Annotated in this window: 22 protein-coding genes and 1 tRNA gene; 15 read left to right on the top strand and 8 right to left on the bottom strand. The window is 56.6% G+C overall.

Annotated features, from left to right (window positions below; translation table 11 throughout):
• Nucleotides 1–139 precede the first annotated feature (139 nt).
• Nucleotides 140–1,951: a glycosyltransferase family 39 protein gene (locus tag ACIX8_RS11935; protein ID WP_190273772.1), complete on the bottom strand. Its 1,812-nt coding sequence runs from the start codon at nt 1,949–1,951 to the stop codon at nt 140–142.
• 57 nt (nt 1,952–2,008) lie between these two features.
• Between ACIX8_RS11935 and ACIX8_RS11930 the strand changes: the two genes are divergently transcribed.
• The 7 genes from ACIX8_RS11930 to ACIX8_RS11890 all read left to right on the top strand — a co-directional run bounded on the left by ACIX8_RS11930 (nt 2,009) and on the right by ACIX8_RS11890 (nt 8,546).
• Nucleotides 2,009–2,758, top strand: a complete 750-nt coding sequence (locus ACIX8_RS11930) for an HAD family hydrolase (protein ID WP_014265592.1) — start codon at nt 2,009–2,011, stop codon at nt 2,756–2,758.
• A gap of 124 nt (nt 2,759–2,882) precedes the next feature.
• A tRNA-Leu gene (locus ACIX8_RS11925) sits at nt 2,883–2,967 on the top strand.
• A 1,264-nt stretch (nt 2,968–4,231) separates the two neighbouring features.
• Nucleotides 4,232–4,873: a hypothetical protein gene (locus ACIX8_RS11910; protein ID WP_014265589.1), complete on the top strand. Its 642-nt coding sequence runs from the start codon at nt 4,232–4,234 to the stop codon at nt 4,871–4,873.
• Between the two features lie 153 nt (nt 4,874–5,026).
• The gene (locus ACIX8_RS11905; RefSeq protein ID WP_014265588.1) at nt 5,027–5,911 is read left to right on the top strand and encodes an alpha/beta fold hydrolase; all 885 of its coding nucleotides are present in this window, start codon (nt 5,027–5,029) and stop codon (nt 5,909–5,911) included.
• Between the two features lie 634 nt (nt 5,912–6,545).
• Nucleotides 6,546–6,839 (top strand): preprotein translocase subunit SecG, encoded by a 294-nt coding sequence (gene secG / locus ACIX8_RS11900; RefSeq protein ID WP_044178490.1) that lies wholly within the window; start codon nt 6,546–6,548, stop codon nt 6,837–6,839.
• 59 nt (nt 6,840–6,898) lie between these two features.
• The gene (locus tag ACIX8_RS11895; protein ID WP_014265586.1) at nt 6,899–7,528 is read left to right on the top strand and encodes an MBL fold metallo-hydrolase; all 630 of its coding nucleotides are present in this window, start codon (nt 6,899–6,901) and stop codon (nt 7,526–7,528) included.
• Between the two features lie 76 nt (nt 7,529–7,604).
• Nucleotides 7,605–8,546: a hypothetical protein gene (locus ACIX8_RS11890; RefSeq protein WP_014265585.1), complete on the top strand. Its 942-nt coding sequence runs from the start codon at nt 7,605–7,607 to the stop codon at nt 8,544–8,546.
• 90 nt (nt 8,547–8,636) lie between these two features.
• On the opposite strand, the gene ACIX8_RS11885 is transcribed toward ACIX8_RS11890, so the two are convergent.
• Nucleotides 8,637–9,788: a pyridoxal phosphate-dependent aminotransferase gene (locus tag ACIX8_RS11885; protein ID WP_014265584.1), complete on the bottom strand. Its 1,152-nt coding sequence runs from the start codon at nt 9,786–9,788 to the stop codon at nt 8,637–8,639.
• Between the two features lie 54 nt (nt 9,789–9,842).
• Between ACIX8_RS11885 and ACIX8_RS11880 the strand changes: the two genes are divergently transcribed.
• Nucleotides 9,843–10,487 (top strand): HAD family hydrolase, encoded by a 645-nt coding sequence (locus tag ACIX8_RS11880; protein ID WP_014265583.1) that lies wholly within the window; start codon nt 9,843–9,845, stop codon nt 10,485–10,487.
• 75 nt (nt 10,488–10,562) lie between these two features.
• On the opposite strand, the gene ribB is transcribed toward ACIX8_RS11880, so the two are convergent.
• The 5 genes from ribB to ACIX8_RS11855 all read right to left on the bottom strand — a co-directional run bounded on the left by ribB (nt 10,563) and on the right by ACIX8_RS11855 (nt 15,528).
• Nucleotides 10,563–11,738 (bottom strand): 3,4-dihydroxy-2-butanone-4-phosphate synthase, encoded by a 1,176-nt coding sequence (ribB, locus tag ACIX8_RS11875; RefSeq protein ID WP_014265582.1) that lies wholly within the window; start codon nt 11,736–11,738, stop codon nt 10,563–10,565.
• Between the two features lie 66 nt (nt 11,739–11,804).
• A complete protein-coding gene (locus ACIX8_RS11870; protein ID WP_014265581.1) occupies nt 11,805–12,032 on the bottom strand; it encodes a hypothetical protein in 228 nt (75 codons plus the stop codon).
• A 275-nt stretch (nt 12,033–12,307) separates the two neighbouring features.
• Nucleotides 12,308–12,937, bottom strand: coding sequence for a DJ-1/PfpI family protein (locus tag ACIX8_RS11865; protein WP_014265580.1), 630 nt, complete (start codon nt 12,935–12,937; stop codon nt 12,308–12,310).
• 11 nt (nt 12,938–12,948) lie between these two features.
• Nucleotides 12,949–13,386 (bottom strand): hypothetical protein, encoded by a 438-nt coding sequence (locus tag ACIX8_RS11860; protein WP_014265579.1) that lies wholly within the window; start codon nt 13,384–13,386, stop codon nt 12,949–12,951.
• Between the two features lie 30 nt (nt 13,387–13,416).
• Nucleotides 13,417–15,528 carry a multicopper oxidase family protein gene (locus ACIX8_RS11855; RefSeq protein WP_014265578.1) on the bottom strand — a complete coding sequence of 704 codons (2,112 nt, stop codon included), beginning with the start codon at nt 15,526–15,528 and terminating at the stop codon, nt 13,417–13,419.
• Between the two features lie 1,039 nt (nt 15,529–16,567).
• Here ACIX8_RS11855 and ACIX8_RS11850 point away from each other — a divergent pair.
• From ACIX8_RS11850 to ACIX8_RS11835, 4 genes are all read left to right on the top strand, one after another.
• On the top strand, nt 16,568–18,262 hold the full coding sequence (locus ACIX8_RS11850) for a tyrosinase family protein (protein ID WP_014265577.1): 1,695 nt from the start codon (nt 16,568–16,570) through the stop codon (nt 18,260–18,262).
• Between the two features lie 10 nt (nt 18,263–18,272).
• Nucleotides 18,273–18,695 (top strand): hypothetical protein, encoded by a 423-nt coding sequence (locus ACIX8_RS11845; RefSeq protein WP_014265576.1) that lies wholly within the window; start codon nt 18,273–18,275, stop codon nt 18,693–18,695.
• 201 nt (nt 18,696–18,896) lie between these two features.
• Nucleotides 18,897–19,310 carry a nuclear transport factor 2 family protein gene (locus ACIX8_RS11840; RefSeq protein ID WP_223295525.1) on the top strand — a complete coding sequence of 138 codons (414 nt, stop codon included), beginning with the start codon at nt 18,897–18,899 and terminating at the stop codon, nt 19,308–19,310.
• A 91-nt stretch (nt 19,311–19,401) separates the two neighbouring features.
• Nucleotides 19,402–20,040 (top strand): hypothetical protein, encoded by a 639-nt coding sequence (locus ACIX8_RS11835; RefSeq protein ID WP_014265574.1) that lies wholly within the window; start codon nt 19,402–19,404, stop codon nt 20,038–20,040.
• Between the two features lie 88 nt (nt 20,041–20,128).
• Here ACIX8_RS11835 and ACIX8_RS11830 read toward each other — a convergent pair whose 3' ends face one another.
• On the bottom strand, nt 20,129–21,709 hold the full coding sequence (locus ACIX8_RS11830) for a S10 family peptidase (RefSeq protein WP_014265573.1): 1,581 nt from the start codon (nt 21,707–21,709) through the stop codon (nt 20,129–20,131).
• Between the two features lie 205 nt (nt 21,710–21,914).
• On the opposite strand from ACIX8_RS11830, the gene ACIX8_RS11825 reads away from it, so the two are divergent.
• The 3 genes from ACIX8_RS11825 to ACIX8_RS11815 are packed head-to-tail and all read left to right on the top strand — an operon-like array spanning nt 21,915 to nt 25,869.
• Nucleotides 21,915–22,640: a 2Fe-2S iron-sulfur cluster-binding protein gene (locus ACIX8_RS11825; protein ID WP_014265572.1), complete on the top strand. Its 726-nt coding sequence runs from the start codon at nt 21,915–21,917 to the stop codon at nt 22,638–22,640.
• Nucleotides 22,637–23,647, top strand: coding sequence for an FAD binding domain-containing protein (locus tag ACIX8_RS11820; RefSeq protein ID WP_014265571.1), 1,011 nt, complete (start codon nt 22,637–22,639; stop codon nt 23,645–23,647). Before ACIX8_RS11825 ends, ACIX8_RS11820 begins: the two co-directional genes overlap by 4 nt.
• Entirely contained in the window at nt 23,644–25,869 is a 2,226-nt protein-coding gene (locus tag ACIX8_RS11815; RefSeq protein ID WP_014265570.1) for a xanthine dehydrogenase family protein molybdopterin-binding subunit, read from the top strand. The genes ACIX8_RS11820 and ACIX8_RS11815 overlap by 4 nt, the downstream gene beginning before the upstream one ends.
• Nucleotides 25,870–25,887: the final 18 nt, after the last annotated feature.

The following is a 25,887-nucleotide window of genomic DNA, read 5'->3' as shown; positions in this document are numbered from 1 at the left end:
CCTCTTTGACTGATTTGTATCTTCCACCCGAACGAATAACGTTCACAAAGCTGATCCTGAAAGGCTCTCACGCAGGCGTTGTTCATGCAGTAAGTTCGTGGAGCGCCCTTTATAGCAATCCAATTCTTAGGGTGTCAACCTACTGGGAGCGTCGCACATACAAACGTATCGGGTTATCTCCGGGCTCGAGACGGAAGGTATCCACCAGTTGATATTCCGCTGCAAGCGTATCGAGTACCGCGACGAGATCGCGTTGCCCACTGCGGTTTCCATTACGCCAGACAGTTTCTTCAAGGCGAAGCTGGGCTTCTGTAGGCCGCGCGTAGAGCAGGACAGCAGGACGGGCCCGCAGCACACGATCGGCCTCTTCACGCGCGAAGCTATCAGGAACCACATCGATGTTGTGCGACCCCGACCACGTCGGTGGATTCTTTCCGCTCAAGACATAGAGCAGGCCCATCTCGGGATAGGTAAAGACCGTATCGCCCGCTCCCGCCTTCTCTCTCATCGTCGAGGCGGTCACATCCAGAAGGCGCACAGTCTCGGGCGGCAGGCGCATACCGCGCAGCATGGACTCTGCGGAGGACTGCGTAGCAAAGTGGATGGCGGGTTCGTCCTGATGATCGAAGCTGAACGGCAGATCCAGCTTTTCGCGCACCGCAAGAAAGACCATCGCTGCGATCACTAGAAAGATAAACCGCCTGCCCCAGCCCTTTGAGCCTTCCAGAACCGCAGCGAGCAGAAGCGCCAATCCCGGAAGAGTCATGGCTTCAAACGCCGGCCACGAGAGCGAAAGCGTTACAGCGACAGACCATCCGACTCCTGCAAACAAAACGATCTGCCAGAGGCGCGCATCCACTCTGCGAGCCTTCAGTCCATACCCAAGGACCACAGCCCCCAGAACACTACCGGCCAGCAGAACGTAATACACGGAACACTTCGAGAAATCGTTGAGAGCAGGCAACGCCGTGAGATCGAGAACCACAGCCAACCCAATCACTGCAAGCACAATCAGCCAAAGGTAAGGCCAGCGCACGGGAAGACACTCTTCACTCCTTCTGCTATCTGCTACAGAGCGCCAGATAGCGCGAGCACTCAGTACCAGCGCAATCAGGGCCGGGATCACCCAGGCCGGATTGTCCGCAGCGACAGAAAACTCGCGCGTCAAAAAAGCATGCGGAGCGGAGGCCTTGGCCGAGGGGCCGCTCACAAAGAGCATCGTGAGGCACGCCTGCAGAAGACCGAGGCGATGGAGATAGATCCCCAACGCCAGTACAGGCACGGCAAAGCCAGCCAAGTAGGCCAGCGCCCAGCTAAGGGAGCGTCTGATTCCACCCATTTGAAAGATCGCCACAATCCCAAGAACCAGCACAGCGACCGTCGATCCGAGCCCCACCGTCTGCTTCGTCAGAGAGCTGAGACTAGCGGCCACTCCAGCTAGAGCGGCCAGAAGTAAAACTCGCCGTGTGTGTCTGGCTTCCAGCGAGAGGCTCGCCAGAAAGCCGCACAGGATCGCGAAGAGAATTGCGTCGTGATTGTAGGAAGCCAGCGGGTCCGTGTGATCGCCCGCCGAGACGATGATCGTCACCAGGGCGGCAATCGCCGAGGCCCAGGAACTGAAGATTCGCCGCAGCCACGCATACAGCAGCGCGGCAATCACCAATCTCTCCGCAACCGCGGCAAGACGGGCAACCAGAAGCGTCTTGCCAAAGATCGCAAGCTCCAGTGCCGACTTGATCTGATTCAGCGGAGGACCCGCCGTGTAGTAATCGCGATATGGGAGCTTGCCGGCCAGGAAGGCTACGCCGCCACTGAACTCGCCGTCTCCCGAGCGAAGCCCGGCAAATCGATTGAAGTAGGTGAGGAAGAAGATCGCCGCAAGGGACAGGAGAAACGCCAGGGGCCACGCGCCATCGCCCTTTGTCCTGTCCTCGTATGCGGCTTTATCCATGCTGGCGAGAGTACCATCGCACCCGAACGGCGCGTCCGCGTTCATTACAATGAGCGCATGAGCTCGATCATCGCAGGAACTCCAACCGGCTCGCAAGCTGAGCTTCCAGCTCGCGCCCTCAACCAGACGCTTCTCTTCGACGCGGACGATACGCTGTGGGAGAACAACATCTACTTCGAGCGCGCTATCGCGGCGTTCATCTCCTACCTCGACCACCGCGTGCATTCGCCGGAGGAGGTCCGCGAACACCTCAACACCTGCGAGCGCGCTACCATCGCCGCGCATGGCTATGGCCTGCAGAGCTTTCGCCGATCGCTGGTCACCTGCTTTGAGCAACTCACGGATTCCGTGATCACCCCGGAGAAGCATGCGCGCATCGTGTCCTTTACGGAGTCGATCTCGGCAGCAGAGATCGAACTGCTCGACGGCGTCTCCGAAACCCTAAAAGAACTGAGCCGTCGCCACCGGCTCATGCTCGTCACCAAGGGAAATCTGGAAGAGCAGACCGACAAACTGGAGCGCTCGGGACTGCGGCCCTTCTTTTCAGCCGTGGAAATTCTGGCCGAAAAGAACGAAACGGCCTACCGCGAACTGGCCGCACGCCACAGCCTCGACAAAGCGAATACCTGGATGATCGGCAACTCTCCGAAGTCAGATATCAATCCGTCTCTGGCGGCCGGATTCCATGCCGTGTTTGTTCCACACGGTTTCACCTGGGTGCTGGAGCACGAGACCGTCGACGCCCCCACCGGCAATGCAAAGCTGCTTGAACTGGCCCGCATCGCGGAGCTTACCCGCTATTTTTAATATCCACCGCTGCCGTCTTCAAATCAGTGATCCACAGGGGGGTTGAATGCCCCGCCGAAGGTGCTATACTCAACTACGGATTGCACGTCACTCCTGTCGCACTTTCGCGTGTGTCAGGCTCCATGCGGAGGTGGCGAAATTGGCAGACGCACTAGCTTGAGGTGCTAGCGCCGCAAGGCATAGGGGTTCAAGTCCCCTCCTCCGCACCAATCCAAAGTTTCAAGTACTTACGAGCAAGCCAACCGACTCCGGTTGGCTTGCTTTTTCGTCACTATAACCATTTTTGTAACCATTGCGGAAAGAAAGTGATATGCGTGGACTTCTTCGGAGTTGTCGTTCGACAGATACCCGTTTCGGCAATAAGCGTACCGATCACTTTCTATTAGCTGGCCATCCTCGCAAAACTGTTGTGAAGCGTCCTGACGCATATACTGGTAGCGCATGCGACAGCCCCCCTCCGAACAATACTCCCGCTGATCGGTGTGATTGCACTCTTTGCTATATCACTTCAGCTGCCGGCAATTTTCTTTAGGCAAATGTCTACCGGTCCGGGAGGCGTCGAGTTTCCCGCAGGCCACGTAGTCAAAACGGGCACACAAATGGCCCTTGGCGGACTACTTGGTCCTTTCCTTGGGAACTTTGCTGTTCTCGCGAATCCTCTTCTGCTGTTCAGCTGCATTTTGGTTCTGCTTAGGAGGACGCGCGGAGCCATACTTTGCCTTGCTTTCGCCGTGCCCTTGGCTTTGCAGACGTTTCAACTGATGACGATGCCTTACCACGAGGACGAGGGTGGCGTCTTAGTTTCGTATATGGTTCATCCCCTTGCAGGCTGGTACTGCTGGTTCGGCGCGATCCTGCTGGCCCTGACTCTAGCCGTCGTGGAGCATTTGTCAGCCCCACAACAATCGACTATGAGTGAGATCGATCGAAAAGAATAAGTATTGATCGGTAGACGCACTAGCTTTACGGTTACATTGGGTAAGGACAACTAAGTCGAGTGGTTCTGGAACGATTTATCTCCGAGGCGATGTCTGGTGGGTCAAGATTCGCGTCGACGGTAAACCCGTCTACGAGTCCAGCAAGTCAACAAAAAAAAATCAGACGCAAGTAAGTTGCGCGACAAGATGTTGGGCAAGCGACATCCATAATTGGATTGAGGTGCTAGCGCCGCAAGGCATAGGGGTTCAAGTCCCCTCCTCCGCACCAATCCAACGTTTCAAGTACTACGAAGGTCAACCGGAATCGGTTGGCCTTTTTTTTCGTCAAGACTACGGCTGCAGGAGATTGAATGCAATGCACCGCATGATGTAAGGGGTCAAACCTCGTCCTTTAGAGCCTGCTCAATTCCCCCTCAGGCAAACGCGAAGCTTTGAGGCATCGATCTCTCGAATGCGAGCGCATGGGAATAGATCACGGGGCCAGGTGTTATTTCTCCAGCAACGAGATCTACAAGCTCTTAAAGCTGGAGAAGCAATGCCACTTATCGAACCGAATTCATTGAACGCAGGTCTTCATCCAAGCAGCCACGTGATGGACCTTTACAAAAATAATGACAAAACCGAGTTTCTCCACGAGATATTTAAAGATCTCGCAATTGATGAGTTTCGGTTTCCCACTACAGGCCTCGATGGCTGCATAGGACGCAGTAACTGCATCTCGAAGGCATACATTCCTCCACCCAAGAGCGGCAGCCTCCCATTAGCTTTTCACCTGAACTTCACGTGTGTTCCAACCTCCTTTAAAGATGCGACGCTCAATCTGAAGATTACCCAGTTTCATCTGACTGCCCGGCGTTCGGCCGCTCAGAAACTGATTAACAATAATGGCCCCTCTATTTTGACTGCCGCAGATTCAATTCATATAAGCAGAACAACCGAATGGGGTCGCCCCAACAACATGAAGAGCCTCGTTCAAGCGCTTGACAAAAGCGAAGCGGACTTGAGGGCAGTCTTGAGGAAGGAAGGTTTCGACAAGGCTTTTATGGAATTTACCGTGTTCCACGCGAAGAAACAGATGACTGAGCGCGTATCGCGCAACCTGGGAACTCCCATAGAGATAACGTGGAATGATAGTGACGTTACTTTTGAAGCAACAGGCACCAACGAAGAAGAATAAGGCGGAATCGTTGTGGCCCTGGCTTCTGATGCAGTGTGCCTCTGGTGTAAAGCTCTCCGTAATCAGCACCACACAAGAGGCACGCTGCAAGAGGACAATCAATAAAACCTCGACGATGGAACAATCACGTAGCAGGAATATAAGACAGGAATCATGAGTCCCAAAGAACGCCTTCCGGAAGATCACACCGTAAACCTCAATGGAGTCGATCTTCATTACAGGACCATCGGCAATGGTCCGGCGCTCTTTCTTGTACCTCCGGGCTGGGGAGTAGCTTCCGGCTACTTGCAGCGTGCTTTCAGTTCCCTATCCAAGCACTTTAAGCTCGTCTTTATCGATACCCGAGGCAGTGGGCTTTCAGGCCGTCCAGTCGATCCCATGCTTATGCGAAGCATTGATATGGCGGACGATCTTGAGGCCCTGCGGAAGCATCTTGACCTCTCACAAATCAGCATCCTGGGCCACTCCAACTCTGGCGCCATTGCTCTCTCCTATGCCACCCGCTATCCTGACCGCGTAAATAAGTTGGTGCTCAGCGGTAGCCAGGTGCTGGGGTTGAGCGCAGCTGCAGACACACAACGAATCCTCCAGGATCGATCTACCGATCCACGGTTTGAAGAGGCGACAAAAGTTGTCTCGGCATTTTTTACAGGACAAATCAACCCCGCCTCAAGCGATGAGAGCCTCGAAACATTTATTGCGCAGGTTCTGCCGCTCTACCTTTACAACCCGGAAAAATCGCTATCTCTGGCCCGCAAGCATCTGTCCGACCCCATCTCTTCCTATGCCTTTACCTCTCAGTTTGCGGCTGACAGGGCTGTTCCAACGGATCAGACCAAATCTCTGGACACGATCAAGGCAAAGACACTCATCCTGGTAGGACGGCATGACTTTATCTGCCCTGTGGCCTTATCGGAACGTCTGCACGAAGGCATCCCTGAGTCTTCGTTCGTGATCTTTGAGAAAAGTGGACACTTCCCCTGGCTGGAAGAAACACCCGCGTTCTTCGCAGAGCTCGAGCGTTTTCTGCTCTCGTAACATTAGGGCGTGTCATCAAGCTGCTCTTGGGGAAAAGTCGAGCCATGCAAACAGCTTGTTGAGACACGGATCGGAAGGGCCTGGCTTCAGCCAGGCCGTAGAAGCTGCTCCGCAGGAGCTTACCGTTCTGCCGAAGGCCGGAGTGGAGGCGTAGCCGGAGCGACTGAATTGCTTTCTTTGATTGCGGCGAAACGTGTGGCTACATCCTCGAATATGTCCCCAGGGGTCTCTGTGCAACTTGGGCAGTACGAAAGAAAGCAATTCAGCCGTTGCGCCCTGCGGGCTTCACTCCAGCCTTCGGCAGAATGGAAAGTCCTTTAAACCCCGCTTTTGTGGCATGGCTGAACAGCTGAAGCCATGCCCTTCCGATCGGTACGGCGCGTCTTCAGCCGGGTCGTACCTCGTTTGAAAGAGAACAACGCTGTAGCAGGTCGCGCCGGCTAGTAGCCCGCCGACATGACAATACGCACCCTCGAATAAAATCAATCACATGACACCGCACGATAACCGGTGATAAACTTACTTCGAGATTGAGGAGCTAACGCCGCAAGGCATGGGGCACATCCCCTCCTCCGTACCAATCCACTATTTCAGGACTCTGCCGCAGTTGCGGCCCGAAGGCAACGCTCGAACCATGATCATTCTTCTCGTTATTCTGCACGTCGTTGTCTGCTTGTTCCTTATTGGCGTTGTTCTGGTACAGCAGGGTAAGTCGGCCGATCTCGCCGGTGCCTTCGGCGGTCAGGGTTCTCAGACGGCTTTCGGCCCTCGTGGCGCAGCCAACCTGCTGACTCGCCTGACCACTTGGTCCGCCATCATCTTCATGCTGACCTCCATTGGCCTCACTGTCATGATGTCGCGCAACGCCGGCGGCCACTCCGTGTTCTCGGGCACGCCTTCGAGCCAGACGACACCCGCCAAGAAGTAACCATTTTTTAGCATCGACAGCGCAGGCTACCCGCCTGCGCTTTTGTTTTGGAGACAACATTGATTCGCGAGACCCTGGCTGTCGGACTTCTTGGCTGCAACTGCACCGTGCTTGGAGATGAGACTTCACGCGAGGCCATCGTCGTCGACCCGGGATACGATATCCCGCGCATCCTGGCTGTGCTCGCGAAGCATCAACTCACCGTGAAGCAGATCGTCGTGACCCACGCGCATATCGATCACATCGCCAGCGCGTTCGAACTCAAGCAGATCACGGGCGCGCCGATCGTATACAACCAGGCCGACCTGCCTCTCGTCGCGATCATGGAGGAACAGGCTGCCTGGATCGAGGTCGCCGTCCCCGAGGTCAAGCCGCCCGACCACTCTCCCGCCGACGAAGAAAAGATCACCGTGCGCGGAATCGAGGCCACCGTGCTGCACACTCCTGGCCACACCGAAGGCAGCCTCTGCCTGTACATTCCCACTGAAAGCCTGTTGCTGGCAGGAGACACCCTCTTTGCACGCAGCATAGGACGCACCGACCTGCCTGGCGGCAACACCGCCAAGATCCTTGAGAGCATTCGTGAACGCCTGCTTCCCTTGCCCGATGCAACCCTTGTGGTTCCAGGCCACGGACCGACAACGACCATCGTGCGGGAGCGGACCTCGAATCCCTTCTTGATGGGTTAGAGCAAATCTCCCGGGCAACAGCATACTTGACGCAGGTATTCCTGTGAGTATAACTTCCGCCTTAAATAGCCTCCCTATGTCTGGCAACTCACACCAAAGGAAGATTGTCGAAACCGCAGTCGCCAGTGCCATCAAACGCGGTGGGGCGCAGGCACCCCCGCCCCCAAAACCGGAAGTTTCAAAGGGAGCCCTTGGCAGGAGTTCTATCGAAGCCTATGGCTTCTTCATCATCGCTGGAGTGTATGTCGTTATGAGTGCCTTCGGTATTCCAGTGAACTTCTTTGCTGGCCTGGGCATGGCGTTCTGTATGGCTGGTGCCGCTATTCATCTTCTCTGGAGTTCCATCTGGACACACAACTGGAACACCTTGTCAAAGGTGTTCGGAAATACCATTATTGTTCTCCTCCTCGCGGTAGTCGTGAACGCAGGTTACGAACACACTCGCGTCCAGAAAACTGACCCGACCCTTTCGGCTGTTCGGAATCTGACAGATTGGATTGAACACAAGAAACCAGAAATTCCTCAGAACACGCAGATATTCGAGGTAAACGGTAAGCACCCTGATATCGAAGCGGGCGATCCCAGAGATGTGCCCCTTACAACTGGGAAAGTAGTTGCAGGGCTTGAACTGCGGAATGACGGCGATGCTCCCGCTTTCGCCCAGAGAAATACGCTCGCAATTTTTATAGGTACTGAAGGGTTCTCTACTGAAGACACTATATTTCGCTTCTTATATCTTCATGACCGTGACCGGGGAGAAAATGTCCCCAGTCAAGATCTGGGTTCCCATTCGCGCTCGCAGATGGTCTGGGATACATTAGTGCTGCGTCCAGACGGATCACCGGTAGATGATTCGGATCGAATTGGCATATCCGAAGGAAGAAATGTCGTTTATTATGCGGCCCTGATTTCCTACCAAGATGAAACGGGAAGACAATACCACAAAGAAATCTGCTATTTCGCGGTTGGCCCTAATGTACGCACCGAGAAGTGCAAGCATCACAATGGACATGGGTGAGAGCATGAAACACGAATACCATGAAGGGTCAGAAGCATTGGAGCGGTTTGAAAAGACGATGCCCACACTCTTCCGTGCAGGAGATTTGCTTTAGTCTATGGGCAAGCGTTCTAAACCGCTCTGCCAGGTCGACGGCGTCGTCAATAGACTAAGTACCACCCGTCCTTCAGGCAAGCCATAAAACTCACCCGGCTGGACGATCACCCCTTGCTCCAGCGCGACCTCTGCAAAGGGCCTTCCCTGCACGGTTCGCGGTACTCGCAGCACAGCCGTCCATCCGCCCTGCATCGTAAGCCTGTTGGCCTGCGTTCCGGGCAGCCGCGCATCGAGCGTGGCAAGATTCGCCTGCATCCGTGCTCGAATCTGCTGTTGCAGATCCCTCCGTTCGGCCAGCCAATGCGGCAGGGCCCTCTGCATCGGTGCATTCATCGAGAGGAAGGTATCGGCAATGACCTCGAGGCGCGCCATGGCCTCGACAACCGTCGCATCTGGTCCTGTTGCCGCAATCCACGAGACCTTCATCTGCGGCAGGCCACAGACTTTGCTGAGACCGCTGAGCACAAAGGTCAACGCTTGCAAGTGGCCTGCTGCGAAGCTGGGCGGCGTAGTCTCGGCCACCGAATAATCGAGAAAGACCTCATCGACGATCAGGGCAAGGTTGCGCCTCGCGCAGAGATCGTCCAGCGCAGCACGCTCGGCATCGGAGGCAAAGTTCCCTGTCGGGTTGTTCGGATGAACGACGACGATGGCGCGCGTTCGTGGAGTGATGGACTGCTCCAGCGAATGAAAATCAATGTGCCAGCCGTGATCGTAGAGCAGCGGGTACTCGACGAGCCGCACATCGTCCAGCCGCGCGATGAAGTCGAACAGCGGATAGCTTGGCCGCGCGATCAGAACTTCGTCGCCGGGGTCACAGAGCAGTCGAAAGAGAAAGCTGTAGGCCTCGCTGGTGCTGGTCGTCAGGCAGATGTGTTCGATGGCGATCTCAGTCCCTGCGTCGCGATAGTACTGAGCAACAGCCGCGCGGGCAGTAGCCATCCCGAGCGGGTCAGGTTCGTAGTGCATCGCTTCCAGTTGCCCCAGGGGCTTCAGCAGTGCTTCAGCGTCGTAGGTAAAGCCGCAGGACGTCGGATTGGACACCGTCAGATCGAAGAGCTCAGCGCCGGAGCTATAAGCCTCACGCACCGCGACGGTGAGATCGTTCTCCGCAAGATTCCAATTGGTTCGTGTCGAAAAGTTCATGTTGCTCTCTCGAGGATACGCGTCCACCCTCCATTCCCTTACAATCTCCGAAGGATGCCCCAGTCAAAACCAACGATCCACGCCGTCCTCTTCGACTTCGGAATGGTTCTCTCCGGCCCCCCGGACCCAGCCTCCTGGGAGCGCCTGAAGCGCGTCTTCGCCGCCGACGAAACGACCTTCCATCAGGCCTACTGGAGCCATCGCGACGACTACGATCGCGGCACACTGACCAGCCGGGCCTACTGGCAGATCGTCGCCGACGACTTGCATCAGCCTCTCAGCCCGGAGGCTTTGGCCGAACTGGTCGCAGCAGATATCGGCCTCTGGACGCAGCCGAACCAGGAGATGATCGACTGGGCTGCCAGCCTGCAGCGCGCGGGGATCAAGACCGGGATACTCTCCAACATGCCCGACGCGATGGAAGTGGGCATCGTACAGACCTTCGCCTGGGTCGCGGACTTCGACCACCATACCTGGTCCCACAGACTCCTGCTCGCGAAGCCGGAGCCTGCGATCTATCATCACGCAGCCGAAGGGCTCGGACTGCCCCCGTCGGAGATTCTATTCATCGACGATCGCATGGAAAATATCTCAGCGGCAGAGGCCGTGGGGATGCATGCCATCCAATACACAAACCATGCCGCGTTCGTTCAAACGATGAACGAGCGTGGATTCGGCTCGCTTTTGGATATTCTTTAATTCTTCAGAAGTTTCAAAGCTTAACGCAGAAGGTGCCACGATATTCGTGGCGCCTTCTGCGTTAAGCTCTTTCTCTTACCGCTTGACCGTCTCTACCGGAATCGACACCTGGTCTACGATCTCGATGCCGAACCCCTGCAACGCCGGCACATGCGTGCGATGGTTGCTCAACAGCTTGATCTTCTTAATCCCAAGATCGGAGAGGATCTGTCCGCCAAGACCGACCTGGCGCAGGATACGGTGCTCTTTGTCGCCCGGCCCTTCGTTGCTGCGGCCTTCTTCGCGATGGAAGCTCAGACGCCCCGGCTGCACGGTGCGATCGATCCCGAAGCCGCGCTGCGTGTGATGCAGATAGACCAGCGCCCCGCGTCCGGCTTCGGCAATGGCCCGTAGCGAACCTTCGACGACCGCACGGCAGTCGCACAGGCTGGCCGCAAAGATATTGCCCGACAGGCAATGCGTGTGCACGCGCACCAGCACGGGATTGTCGACGGTTCCCTCTTCCACGTCGCCATACACGAGAGCCACGTGGGATTCCCCACCCTCGACTTCGCTCTCATAGGCGATCATGCGGAACTCGCCAAAGGCAGTGGGCAACATAGCTTCCGCAACGCGCTTCACGTAGCGCTCATGCTGCAGCCTGTAACGGATGACCTCGGCAACCGTGATCATCTTGAGATCATGCACGCGGCAGAACTCGATCAGGTCCGGCACGCGAGCCATCGTGCCGTCTTCGTTCATAATCTCGCAGATCACGCCCGCCGGAATCAGTCCGGCCATGCGCGCCAGGTCGACCGAAGCTTCGGTCTGCCCTGCACGAACCAGAACCCCACCCTTGCGCGCGCGCAGCGGAAAGACGTGGCCGGGACGCGCCAGATCATGGGCCGTCGTCGTGGGGCTGATCGCCACCTGAATGGTGTGAGCGCGGTCGGCGGCGGAGATGCCCGTCGTCACGCCTTCGCGCGCCTCAATGGACTCGGTGAACGCCGTTCCGAAGCGCGAGGTATTGTCCTGGGTCATCGGCCCGAGCCGCATCGCATCGGCCCGCTCCTCGGTCAGCGTCAGGCAGATGAGGCCGCGGCCGAACTTGGCCATGAAGTTGATCGCCTCAGGCGTGCAGAACTCTGCTGCCAGGGTCAGGTCGCCCTCGTTCTCGCGGTCTTCGTCGTCGACCACGATGATCATCCGTCCGGCTTTCAGCTCCGCTACCGCTTCCGCTACATCTACAAAGCCATTGCCGTGTTCTGCCATGTCTTTCCGTTCTCCGCTTCAGTAAAAAGCCGCCCTTGCGGACGGCTTTGATGTTGGTTTGATACGTTAGAGGGTCGACTCGATCTCGAAGCCCCAGGCCTCGAGCAGAGCCTCAGGAATGTACTTGGAGTTCTTGTTGCGACGAGCCCACTCGCGCAACCGCGTCGACCGGACGTACTGGTCGGGCGTCAGCTTGTATTCCTTTACGACCTGCTCAAACGATGTGATGGTCGGGACGACGGGGCCAATCGGCTCCGGCTTGCCCCAATTAGGATTGCCACGGCGTTTTGCCATGTAAGAGGTTCCTCGCTTTCCACGCAACGGACTGACTGAAAACCATTACCAAATCCGCAACTTCCTATTCTACCGCCGGTTTGCGGTGTAAACAAGACGTCAAGATGCTGACTTTTCGCTGCAAATCAGGGAACCCGGACCAGAGGAAGCCCTTACATCCAATCCTTCTCAGTACCGGAATCGCGCGTAATCCAGTACCGATAAAAGAAATCTAGACGATCCCAACCCTTGGGTTGTCATCGAGTTGTCATCTAATTGTCACGAATCAAACCTGTTTACCACGTCAACATGCAGGCAGGCGTCGGTGGGATGGCCCCAGAGACCGGAGGCTTGGGAAAGTACTGCGTTGTTACCTGGACCTGCTCCGCAGTGGCTTCGTCATAGAGCAGCGTAATCAGCTTCAACGCCTCATCCAGTCCGGCAGAGATGCCACCGCCTGTCAGCCGATTTCCGGACACGACAAAGCGTTGGTGAGTTGTATCGACTTCAATCTTCCGAAACTCCTGTAGACATCTCACGAACGCCCAGCGGGTAGTCGCTCTGTGGCGGTCGAGCAAACCCGTGCGAGCAAGCAGCATTGCCCCCTCACAGACGGAACAAACCCATTTCGCATGAGCCGATACTTTGCGCAGATACGTGAAGTAGTGTGAGTCTGGATCCTGCAACATCTCCTGGAGCGCCGTCTCGACGCCTCCCGGCACCCAGACGATATCCAACTTCGGAGTCTCCCGGAAGCTGGCGTGGGCATGGAACCGCACGCCATTTCCCGAGGTCACCATGTCTCCGCAGGCGGAGAGAATCAGGGTCTCCAGGCCTTTGCTTTTGTCGACCCAGCTAAACATCTCGTAGGGGCCCATGACATCGAGCAGATCGATACCTTCATAGGCCAGGATTCCCAGCTTCATTCCCTGCTCCTTCAGCCTTGTTGCGCCAGGCCTGCTTTGACGACGATGATGGAAGCGACTACCCCTGCCGGTTTGCCATCATGCGGTTTTACGCGAATGGTCGAGCCGGTGATCGCAGGCACCTGCTTCACACCGTTGGGCCAGTGTTCCGTCAGAGAGCCATCGTAGTCGTAGAAATAGTGCTCCGTGTCTGTACCCGGCCGCCCCTTGCCGTTAATGTGCACGTGGGCTGGACGGCCTGGTTCAACGGTAATCATGCCGGTGAGATCCATGGCTTCACCCGGCCCGAAACTCAGCACTCCTTTGAATTGAGGAACGGCTGTGTCTTCTACGGTCCACACCCCCTCGGCGAAGAGGAGAGCTTCCAGCTTGTCCTTGTCGTCGCCGACAAGGCCCGGGTCGTTGAGAAAACTGCGATAAGTCCAGGTACCTGCGAAAGGATTGCTCATTGAATTCCTCCTTTTGGCTGTCGCCAGTGATTACTGATCGTTATGGTTCATATGGTGCATCTCGGGCATGCCTATGCCGTTGCCTGGAGCGCCGAGGTCGGGAACGATCTCGATGTTGGTCATCATTCCCCCATCCTCGTGATCCAGGATGTGACAGTGGATGACGAACTCACCGATATAGCGGTCATAGGTGGTACGGATATGGACCTTGTAGTCGTTCTGCACGAAGACTGTGTCTTTGAAGGTGTGCCACATCCCGCAGTACTGATTTACAAGACCGACGCTGTCAGGTGGAACCAGGCATTCGCCGTGTTCTCCATAGATGCTCTTGCCCTTGTAGGTAACGTCCATGACCTCGAAGGGATTGACGTGGATGTGGAAGATATGGGGCTCGCCATAGGAAGTGAGCACCCAGTCCTCGGTAGCTCCCACCTGACGCGTGAAGTCGATGCGGTTAGGGCTGTATTCCTTGGAGTTGATGTAGAAGCCGAAAGCCCCCGGAGGGGTGGTGGGCTCGGCAGGAGGAGTAGGAAGATCGCCGATATAGAAGGCGACCTGCAGAGGATCGGAGGCATTAGAGGCTGGACCGGACTCCGGCATGCCGCGCCAGGGCGTCAGGTCGCCATCAGCCAGACCTTTCAGCGCGTTCGCGGGAAGATTTTTGTTGTTCCTGACCAGGATCTGCTCGACATACTTAGTGAGTTGATCGGCGGGGACCGTGATTCCAGCCTTCACAATGACCGTGGCGAGCAACTGTGTTTCATTGGGTCCCTGACCACCGGGACCGCCCTTGATGCTGGCGTTGGCACGCTCTTCCGGAGTTGCCGCCTGGTTCAGGACACAGTAGGTGCCGGGGTGCGGAAAGACCATCAGCACGTCGCTGCGGTAGCCCGGTTGCAGGAAGTTACTGCCAATGCCTCCACTAACGCTCTTTTCAGCGACGCCGATGGGATGAATGGCAGTACGCGTCAGGCCATCCGAAGCAATCTCAAACTGCGGGACCAACTCAACAGGCTTGGTTGAGTCAGGCTGAGTAATGGGACAGACTTCCGCGATGGTCTTGGCCTGCTGCGCTGGCGTTCCGGAGAAGATGCCACGTAGCGCCAGCGCGGCTGCAGGTCCCCTCGATACCATCGGAACGATCTGCAGATTTACCGTGTCGTGAATGCCGCCGTGGATAAGCCGCCAGCGCTGTATCTCCCCTGCCTTAACGTTGGTGATGGCAGGTTGCACGACGCCGTTAATACTCGTGAATCGTCCGTTGTTGTCCCAGACCGTGGGCGAAGAGAGTTGCTTGTCGAAGTTTTCGACCACACCGGTGTCTCCGGCAGGACACTTCCAGGTACCGTCAAGATTTTTGATGATCTTCTGATCCGCTGGGGGATCGCTGAAGCAGGCATAGGGAATCTGTTGGAAGAGAAAAACCTGCTCTGTAAAAGGCTTGTTGTTGGCGTCGTGCAGAATGGTGTCGATGTCTCCGGGAGTAAAGCCCGTGTAAGGCCGGTTGCCGCGCACGATCAGTACACCGGAGGCTCCGCTCGCTACCTGCAAAGCGGTCGATCCATGACGATGTGCGTGATACCAGAAGGTGCCGGCAGGATGGTCCTCCGGCACATTGACCTCGTACTGGAAATTCGTCATAGGAGCAATGTTCAACAGAACGTTATCGCTGTTGCCCGCAGGCGAGACGTGCATGCCATGGAAGTGAAGATTGATGATGCTGAAGCAGTTCGGGCCGCCATCCGGGCACTCAGGTGCGCCGGGTAGCGGCGGCTCCAGTTGATTGTGAAGAAACACACGCAGCGTGTTGCCAGGGTTTATTTCGAGCAGAGGCCCAGTCAGGCATCCGCCGTAGGAGCGAAGATTCACATCATCCATGGATCCGGTGCCGGGGTTGTAGATCTTGTTGGGCCGCTTGACCACATTGAGATCGAGCGTGACGAGGTTCCCGTTGTGAGTAACATCTCCGGAAGGATTACAGCCCGGCTTAGGTTGTGAGGCGGCGAGAGAAAGAGTCTTGCCCGGAAGTGCTTTTTCCTGGAGCGTTGGTGGCGCTGCAAAGGGTTGGGGGCTCTGCTGTGCGAGGAGAGGCTGGCACAGCAACACAGAAAACATCGACAACAACAAAATGCGTAGTCTCATCTATTGACTCCTAAAGGAACGGCTCCGCGATGAACGCGGACCGCCCGGTTCTGTTGCGATAGAGATAAAGCCGAAGCGCAGATAAATGGGGGCCCGGTCTGCCGAAATTCGGCTTCAATGGAAAGCTTGGCCCAGGAACGGAATGCAGCACGGAATGCAGCAAGGGATGGCGGCTTTGTCACTGTAACGCGCAGTGCTACCACGCCAGTCGCAGCTTAGGAACTCCTGACACGCACACCATCAGGCCCCTTCGTGAAGTCGTGTAACTTCATGCGCACCTGCGGTGCTCGCGGGGATGATAGCTGTGCCGAGATAGGTTGTGGTTGGTAGAGACTTAGTGCCGCAATATAGAGCAGCACGACGCAGATCGTTCTGACTCTCACTTTCATAGGCGTTCCTCATCAAATCGAAGAATCTGTAACGATTGAAAAGCTCTGGTGTGTTCAAGCGTGGAGCAGTTTCTAAGGCTTAGAGGTTGCAGCCTATCAAGCGATATTCGCTAAAGTTCAACAACTTCGTGCGGACAGAATCAGCGTTGCATCAAATTGGAATTGTAAGAATGTGCCGAATTATACATAGCAGGGGTGTTTCCGCAACATCTCCATTCATACATTTTTTCTTGTTGCTTATGAACGATTAATAACGCAGGCCTGCACTTAGCAGTCCCTCTAGCTAGTCTTGATAGTTTCCTCCGCTATGTCGTAACAATAGGTCTCGGTCGAAGATTAAACCGATAGAGTGAAGCAATCTTCTTATTTCTTTTCTTGACATTGGGAAAGTGCTCTTCCATAATTGGCCTCGTCTTTCGCCGGGCATCTATTGCCGGGATTTCAAGCGTTTGTAGTCGCACTTGCTTCTCTCGCAGAGTTTTAGTGAGCTCGGGCCTCTGGCAACCAGAAATCCCCGTGCTTCCCTTCCCTGGGGCGCACGGTAACTTAATCCAAATTCGATACAACGGGACCCCGCACCAGAGCTGCTTTCTGCGGAACTCTACCTATCGCACGGCTCGGCTGCTCGCCCGTTTCAGGTGAAAAAAACAATGAGCATTTACTTTGAAACGACTCGCCGTGACTTCCTGAAGACCTCTCTCGCCACCGTCGGAACCGCCGCTCTCTCTCGGCATCTTGCCCTGGCCCAAGCCCCTGCAAAGTACCGCCGCTACAACGTCACCAGCAATCAAGGCAAGCAGGCTCTCTACAGCTATGCAAAGGCCATTCAGGCAATGTTGAAGCTGCCGCCGGATCATCCGCAAAATTGGTTTCGCAACGCCTTCATCCATCTAATGGATTGCCCGCACGGCAACTGGTGGTTTTACGTATGGCACCGCGGGTACTTAGGCTACTTTGAGCAGACGATCCGCACCATGAGCGGCGATCCAAACTTCGCCATGCCCTACTGGGATTGGAGCCAACTGTCGCAGATTCCGGACACGATGTTCAACGACGTGCTGACGCCGGTCGCCTCCGCCTTCGAGCCGTACACCAAGGACCTCGATACATTTACAGCTTTCATTCAGCCTTCCCTCAAGAACTACTGGAAGGGTCTCAGCCAGGCCCAGATCCAGCAGTTGAATATCCGCGGGTACAAGACCTTCGACGACATGTGGAACGATGTATCGGGTTGGACTCCGACCCCGATGACGGGACATCTATCACATCCGGGACACTTTAATCCTGAAAACACGGCCTTCGCGCCGACCAAGATTGCGCGTTATCTCACTCTCGGAAATGCTCAGCTGAGTGCCTCGGTCAAAAAGAACGTATCGAAGGAAACGGTCTACTCCGGACTTGAGCCAACGAACTTCGCCACGACCTACTACCAACATATCCCCATCGCAAACCCGATCAAGATCGGCTTCAACAGCTCCACGACAGCTTCGCACAACACGGCGCCAAGTCAAGGCACTGTCTTCTCCACCCTGGAAGGACTCCCTCACAACAGCACGCATAACTACATCGGCGGCGGCGCGGGACCGGGAACGCCCATCCCCAACGGACCCTGGGGCAATATGACCAACAACCTCTCCCCTGTCGATCCCATCTTTTTCCTGCACCACAGCAACATGGACCGGCTATGGGACGTGTGGACACGTAAGCAGCAGGCCCTCAACCTGCCCTATCTTCCCGATAGCCGGCAGCTCCCGTCTTACGAAAAGGAACCCTTCCTCTTTTACGTGGATGGCAACGGCAAGCAAGTCGGTCCTAGTATCGCGAGGGAGTACATCAATATGTCCCATTTCGGGTACGACTATGAACCGGGCTTCGGGGAAGAGATCATCGGGAAACGGCCCCTAGTCTTGGCCGCGAAGCAGTCAGCCGCGCCCGTGAAAGGATTGATGAAGGCAAACACCGCCACGCTGACACTCAGCGCCGCCTCGATCAAAACCCATCTGGACAGCGATACGGAAACATCCCTCTTCGCGCTGGTCACCGTGCCTCGTCCGACGGAGAAATCGCCCAATCGCGAGTTCGATGTACTGGTAGGCGCACCGGCGGACGCGACGAACGTCACCCCAGATAGTCCTTACTATGCCGGCAAGGTCGCCTTCTTCTGCGGCATGATGCATATGTCCGGAATGACCGAAGATGCGACCTTCATTGTTCCGCTGCCAAAGCGGAAGGAGGCCTTCGCCAATCTGAGCGCAGCGGCTGGGAATGTCGCAGTGACCATCCGGGCCGTGCCTTCTGGCGGAGGCGCCTCGGTGCTTCGTGCTGTAACCGTGCAATCGCTGTAGTCTATTGGCCATGTCTGTCTTAGCGTTGTCTGTCATCCTCGCGTTCGTCACACCGCAAGCTGGTTCAACACCGGCTCCAAGGGCGCAGTCCCAGCAGGCCGGTGAAGCTCGCGAGATGACACTCGTCCTTCCGCATGCACTGCGGAAGGGCGAGACGGCCTGGCTGCTTGTGGCGGTTGGCATGATCGGCCACAATCAGATCCAGCTCACGACACAGAGTGGAAAGGATCTGGGTACCATCTCTCCCTTCGGGATACGCTCCGGTCAAGCCGCCGGAACCTATACGATTCCAGTGCCCGCAGAGGCTTTGAGCGGCAGACGGCTCGTGCTACGGTTGTCGGTACCGCAAGCAGGCGGTCTGCAACGCGCGACGACGGCGGAAGAAGTAAAGAGCGTGCGCCTCGTCATCCAGAGGTTCGGAAACGGTAATTGAATAGCGCCGGGGTGGTGAAGCATTCGTTCTTCCGCAAAAGAGAACGAGAGAAACTGACAAAAAAGACGGTATTGTTTGTTTTTCGTCGTCATAAACATCAGTTACGAGAGGCGCGTTTCTCGCCGTTGATCTCAAGATAGAATGGCGAGCATGAACAGGCACACAAGGAAGTTCGCATTCTTTTTCGGCATGATTCTGGCAATGAGCATCGCCATCCACGTCTTTGCGCAATCGGCGGAGGAGCAAGCTGTGCTGACGCCGATCCATGCGATGTTTGAGGGCATGTCGAAACGAGATGCCGCGGCAATCAAAGCACCCACGCTACCGGGTGGCACGATGGTACTGATGCGCGACGGAAAACCCGCGCAGATGACCTTTGAAGCCTTCGCGGAGCGTGTAGGGAAACCCGGCACCACACAGATCGAAGAACGCATTCACAATCCACTGATCCGTATCGATAACGATCTCGCCGTGGTGTGGGCGCCATTCGACTTCCTGGTCGATGGAAAGGTTGATCACTGCGGAACAGACCTATTCAATCTGGTTCGTGTCGACGGAAGGTGGATGATCGCGAGCGTTGCCGATACCGGGACGAAGAACTGCTCAGCGAAATAAAGGTTGCGCTTCCGGTTGCGCAGCACGAGTCGAATCGCTACTACCGCCGATGCAGCAGGTGGAAGCCAAGTTGGCTTAGACTGAATGGACCATGCCTAGCGATGCAGCCACTGCAATAGCGTACGTTGGAGCTTTTGTCGGCCTCGTGGGCGGCGGCGTCTCGTTATTCAATAGCTGGAAAGGCGTTTGTTGGAAGCGCGCAGAACTTGCGAATTCGTATCTCAAAGATTTCAACAATAGCCCAGAGCTTTCCTTTGCCGGTCGTTGCCTCGACTGGAATGGAGGGAAGCTAATACTACCTGAAAGTCTCAGACCTTATCTGACAGATGGTGAGCAGCTAATTGACCATGATCGGCAAGTCTTTGCCAAAGCGCTCAGCCCCAATCTACGGTTCACTGAAATGAGCGAAGACCCGAGAATACAGATTTACAGGACGTCGATGGACTCTTTTCTCTCTTGGATGAGCATGGTTGCGAGTGCTTTGGACCGGCGGCTTTTTCTTGTCGAAGACTTGCAAGACGTGGGCTATTGGGTTGCGAAGATTGAAAGCGAAGTGGCTCTCCACCCATTCATCGTTGCATATGGATACAAAGAAAATATCGACAGATTAATCAGACACTACCGCCAAAAGCCATCACCATATAGAAATTGGGTCTTTCCGGCAAATATCGGATGGATGCAATCTCGTGCCCAAGACAAAAGAGCGGGCATTACAAAACAGAAAAAGTAGGCCCTCATAAGTCGGCTTGTCAGAAGGTTTGATCGCACCCGAGAAACAACAACACTGGCGCAATCAAACCTTCCAGACCAAACAAACTCTAGTGCTTTGCAGCCTCTGGGTACCAGCGTTCTAGATCGGCATGCATCTCTTTGAGCGCGTCCACATTCAAATAGACCATGTGACCCGCCGGATAGTAGCCGAAGCTCACGTTGTCGCGAATCGTGTCAGGCAGCATCATCTGCGCGATATCGTGTTCCGTGCCAAAGAATGGTGTAGCAAGATCGAACCAGCCGTTAGCAGAAAAGACCTTCAGCTTCGGGTTCTTGCGCATGGCATCGCTCAGATCGATAACCGTATCCGGCTGGCTCTGTTCGCCGCCGCCACGGGCGCCGCCGGAGGGATGATGCTTCCAGTCCCAGTTCTGATTGATCCCCGGCCCCTGCAGGTTGTAGGGTTCTGAGCTCGTGTACTTGAGCTCGCTCTGGATGTAGTCGTGGAAGGCCCCTACAAAGACACCGCTGATGCCTGTGTCCGAAGGATCGTAACCGGGGTTCTCACCGGCGGCATCGACATCGAAGCCCTCAAAGCGAGCATCGTAGCGGCCGAGGATCTCCTCATCGTCGCGCAGCAACTCCTTGCGGAAGCGCGTCGGAGCGATGCGCAGCTTGGACTCCTTGACGTACTGCACGCTGAGGCCGGTGAAGGAGGCAACCTTCGCCGCAATCGCATCGAACTCCGCCTTGGGCAGACGATCGCCCTGCTCCAGCGCTTCGGCATAAGGGCCGCGTGAAAACTTGCGAGCTTGCTCGACGAAGTCTTTCATCTCGCCATTGTGCGGGACCTTGTTGTAGTGCCAGGCGATAGCCGCATAGCTGGGCAGATAGGTCTTCGTCTCAACGTCATAGCCCGGTTCGCGAACGTTGTAGTTCAAAACCGACGAGAGCAGAACGACACCATTGAACTCGATGCCATCATTGTTGAGCGCCGCGACCAGCGCCGCTGAACGTGGCGTGCCGTAGCTTTCGCCAAAGAGAAACTTGGGCGATCCCCAGCGCTGGTTCACGGTGATATAGCGCGTGATGAACTTCTCAAACGCCTTGATGTCCTGGTCTACGCCCGCGAAATCCTTGGCAGTTCCCTTACCCACGGCGCGCGAAAAACCACATAGCGGCGCATCGATGAAGACCAGGTCGCTCTTATCGATCAGGCTGTACTGGTTCTGCACCCACTCGAAGGGCGCCGGACCGGTTGCCTTGGGGCTTTCGGTGACGACGCGGACAGGCCCCACCGAGCCCATATGCAGCCAGATCGTCGCGGAACCCGGCCCGCCGTTGTAGAGGAAGGTAATCGGGCGGTTCTTCGCGGGAACTCCATCTTCCGTGTACGCCACATAGAAGATGCTGCCGTTGGCCTTGTCATTGTCGTCTTTAATCAGCAGGTTGCCGGCAGTTGCGGTGTAGTGAACCGTGCGACCGCCCGCGCTCCAGTCGTGCTTGCTGATAGTTGTGGTTTCGGGCGGAATGGGCAAAGTGTTGGCATCGTTATCAGATGCCGGTTTTGCGTCCGCCCCAGCTTCAGCGGGACGATGCGGGCGCGTTTCCTGCGCTCCAGCGATAGAACCAAGCGACAATGCTACCCCTAATAACGCTGCGGACAAACGTAGATCCGTAAGCTTCACTCAAGCCCTCCCAGGCAAAGAAAATACAGATTGTTACTGAGCATAGACTAAGTCCGAAGTTCCAGCGTCTAACCCCGCAGGACGGATCGTATTCCCAGTACGCTACGCAGATCCTGAACGGGCGTTCCGGCCGCAGTCTTTCTGCCATCTTTTGCAAACAACCGCAAGTCCGTATTCCCTGCATCGAAAGAGAAATGAGGTTGCCATGCCGCCATGCGCTGAAGTCGCTGACACGCCGGATACAGAAGAGCTATCCACCCATAATGTTGAACTAAACGATGTTGAACGAAACGACATTGAACTAAATCGTCGCCAATTCCTAACTGTCTCCGGAGTATTGACTGCCGGTATCGCCACCGGGCTGCCGCGAGTCGCAGCGGCCCAGCAGCCGTCTCCGTCCGCGCCGCAGATGTTCCCCTTGAGCCTGTCGATCAACAAGCAGGTGCACCGGGTTACGGTCGATACCCGCACAACGCTGCTCGACCTGCTGCGCGAGAACCTGGAGCTTACCGGCAGCAAAAAGGGTTGCGATCACGGTCAATGCGGCGCCTGCACCGTGTTGTTGAATGGCCGCCGCGTCAATTCGTGCCTGACCCTGGCGGTCGCCGCACAAGGCTCAGAGGTAACGACGATCGAAGGCCTCGGCGACGCCCTGCATCTGAGCCCAGTACAGGAAGCCTTCCTGGAACACGATGGCTTTCAGTGCGGCTATTGCACTCCCGGACAGATCTGTTCGGCGACGGCACTGCTCGAAGAGGGCAAACACGGCAACCTCTCACGCATCAGCTTCGAGACAGGAAAAACTGCACAGCCAGAGCTTACCGACAACGAGATTCGCGAGCGCATGTCCGGCAACATCTGCCGTTGCGGCGCGTATCCAAACATCGTGGCAGCGGTACGCTCCCTTACCGGCATGGGAGGTGCTGCATGAATCCTTTCGCCTATCAACGTGTGGAAGCTCCCGACGCTGCTCTTCAGGCCATCGCTATTCATAACGCCAAATTTCTGGGCGGAGGCACCAACCTCGTCGACCTGATGAAAGATGGCGTCGAGTCCCCCTCTACGCTGATCGACATCAATCACATCGGCCTGAACAAGGTATTGGTCAATGCGAACGGAGCGACCATTGGCGCGCTGGTTCGCAACTCCGATCTGGCGAATGACCCCGCTATCGTCGCGCACTATCCCCTGCTCTCGCACGCGTTACTTTCGGGTGCGAGTCCGCAACTCCGCAACATGGCAACCACCGGCGGAAACCTGATGCAACGCACCCGCTGTTTCTACTTCATGGATACCGCCTTCCCCGCCTGCAATAAACGTGTGCCGGGCAGCGGCTGTGCAGCGATCCAGGGCTTCAACAGGATTCACGCCATCCTGGGCCAGACCGACGAAGGAGCAACCTCGGCCCATACCTGCATCGCCACGAACCCTTCCGATATGAACGTCGCGCTCGCCGCCCTGGATGCGAAGGTTGAGATTCAAAGCGCTAAAGATAAGCGAACGCTTCCCCTTGCCGACTTCCATCGACTGCCCGGAACAACTCCCGAAGTGGATACCAACCTCCATCCCGGAGAGCTAATCGTCGCTGTCACCTTGCCTCCGGCAAAGTTCGCGAAGAACTCCTGGTACCTCAAAGTTCGCGACCGTCAATCGTATGCATTTGCGCTGGTCTCCGTAGCCGCGGGGCTGGAGATGGACGGAGACACGATCAAATCTGCCGGCCTTGCGCTGGGCGGTGTGGCACATAAGCCCTGGCGTTCCCCGGAAGCCGAGCACGCCCTCGCCGGAAAACCCGCAACCAGAGAGACCTTCCAGCACGCTGCGGAACTCGCCGTTGCCGGAGCCAAGCCCTACGAACACAATGCCTTCAAGGTCGAGCTCGCCAAGCAGAGTATCGTCCATGCCCTTACACAAGCCAGCAAAGGAGCTCAAGCATGATTAGAAACAACCAGGCACGCCCCACACCTGAAGGACAGCTCGAGCATCGTTATGACGGCATCGCCAAAGTCACAGGCAAAGCGAAGTATGCGGCCGAGTTTACCGAGCCCTTCCCGAAGAAGGATCTGGTCTACGCCTATATTGTGCACTCGACGATCCCCAGCGGCTCCATCGCCTCCATCGACCAGAAAGAAGCGGAACGGGCCTTCGGTGTCATCGCAATCCTCACGCCCTTCAACGTCCCCAAACTAACCTCCGCCAAGCCGCACAACCTGAGCATCCTCCAGGACACCGAGGTTCACTACAACGGGCAGCCGATCGCCGTTGTACTCGCAAGCTCCCTCCCCTTTGCGAGACAAGCCGCGCGCATGCTGACGGTCAAGTACAACCAGCAGCCTGCGAAGCTCAACTTCATGGGCCGTCTCGACGAGGCACGCCCTCCCAAGCAGGGCGGCAGAGAGCAGCCAGGCACCCAGCGCGGCGATCTCGCAGCCTCCATGGCAAAGGCAACCGTCACCGTCGAAGAAACCTACTCCACACCACTCCAGAACCATAATCCGATGGAGCCGCACGCTACGATCGCCTGGTGGGAGGGCGAAGAGCTCAACGTCTACGACGGGACACAGTACATCTCCGGCGTAAAGATGTCGCTGGCTAGAATCCTCAATCTTCCGCTGGAGAATGTGCACGTGCAGTGCCCGTATACCGGCGGCGGCTTTGGCAGCAAGGGCACGGCATGGTCGCATGTAACACTTGCGGCGATGGCGGCAAAGGTCGTGCAGAAGCCGGTGAAGCTGGTACTGGAACGCAACCAGATGTTCGGCCCCGTCGGCACGCGGCCCACCACGGTCAACAAGATCAGGATCGGTGCAGACGCCAGCGGCAAGATTGTCGGCATTCAGCACGATGCCATCATGAGCACCTCTGTGATGGACGACTTCGCGGAGCACTCCGCCGGCACCAGTCGCATGCTCTATAACAGCGAAGCCAACGCCACCACGGAAAAGATGGTGGAGATGAATCTCGGCATGGGGACCTACATGCGCGCCCCCGGTGAAGCTACCGGAACGGCCGTGCTCGAGATCGCCATGGACGAACTCGCCCACAAGTTGAAGATGGACCCCGTTCAACTCCGGTTGGTGAACTATGCCGAAACCGACCCTTCCCGAAACCGGCCCTTCAGCTCCAAGCATCTCCGCGAGTGTTACACCCAGGCCGCCGAAAACTTCGGTTGGTCAAAGCGCAATGCAGAACCAGGCCAGAAGACCGAGGGCAACAAGCAGATCGGCTACGGAATGGCGACAGCGACCTATCCTGCGAACCGATCTGTTGCGGCGGCGATTGTCCGCATCCTACCCAACGGCCGCGTCTTCGCCGGTTCCGGCACGCAGGACATCGGTACGGGCATGTACACCATCATGGCGCAGACGGCAGCAGCAGCACTGGGACTCGCCCCCACACTGGTCGACGTCAAACTAGGAGATTCCGCGCTACCCAAGGCTCCAGTCTCCGGAGGGTCGCAGTCGACGGCCTCGGTACTTCCTGCCGTCGATGCCGCAGCAAAGCAGGCAAAACTCAAGCTGTTCCAGCTTGCGATGCAGGACGCGCACTCACCTCTCTACAACGCGAAGGACACGGACCTCGACACGAAGGACGGACACATCTTCCTGAAGTCGAATCCCGCGACCGGAGAGAGCTTCACGGCTCTGCTTACGCGCAATGGCGCAGCGCCTATCGAAGCCGAAGGCTCTGCGGAACCCGGCCCGGACAAGAACTCGATGACGACACAGTCCTTCGGCGCAGTCTTTGCGGAGGTCGCCGTCGACAAGGACACGCACATGGTGCAGGTGCGGCGCGTTGTCGGAACCTACGACATCGGCACGCTCATGAATAACAAGACCGGCCTCAATCAGTTGATGGGCGGCATCGTCTGGGGCGTCGGATTTGCCCTGCATGAAGAAGCGGTCATCGATCCGGTCTATGGGCGTACAGTGAACGGAAACTTCGCCGACTACCACGTCCCTGTCAACGCCGACATCGGCGACATCGATGTCAGCGTTCTCAACATCCCCGACACAAAGTTCAATCCCCTGGGCTCGCGAGGCATCGGTGAGATCGGCATCACAGGAGCAGCCGCAGCTGTAGCCAATGCCATCTACAACGCCACCGGGAAGCGTGTCCGAAACTACCCGATGACCCCGGACAAAATCATGCAGGCGTAACCGGGACCTTCCCTGATA

Origin of the sequence: Granulicella mallensis MP5ACTX8, assembly GCF_000178955.2 — a bacterium.
GTDB lineage: Bacteria > Acidobacteriota > Terriglobia > Terriglobales > Acidobacteriaceae > Granulicella > Granulicella mallensis.
This window is presented reverse-complemented; position numbering and strand designations above follow the sequence as displayed.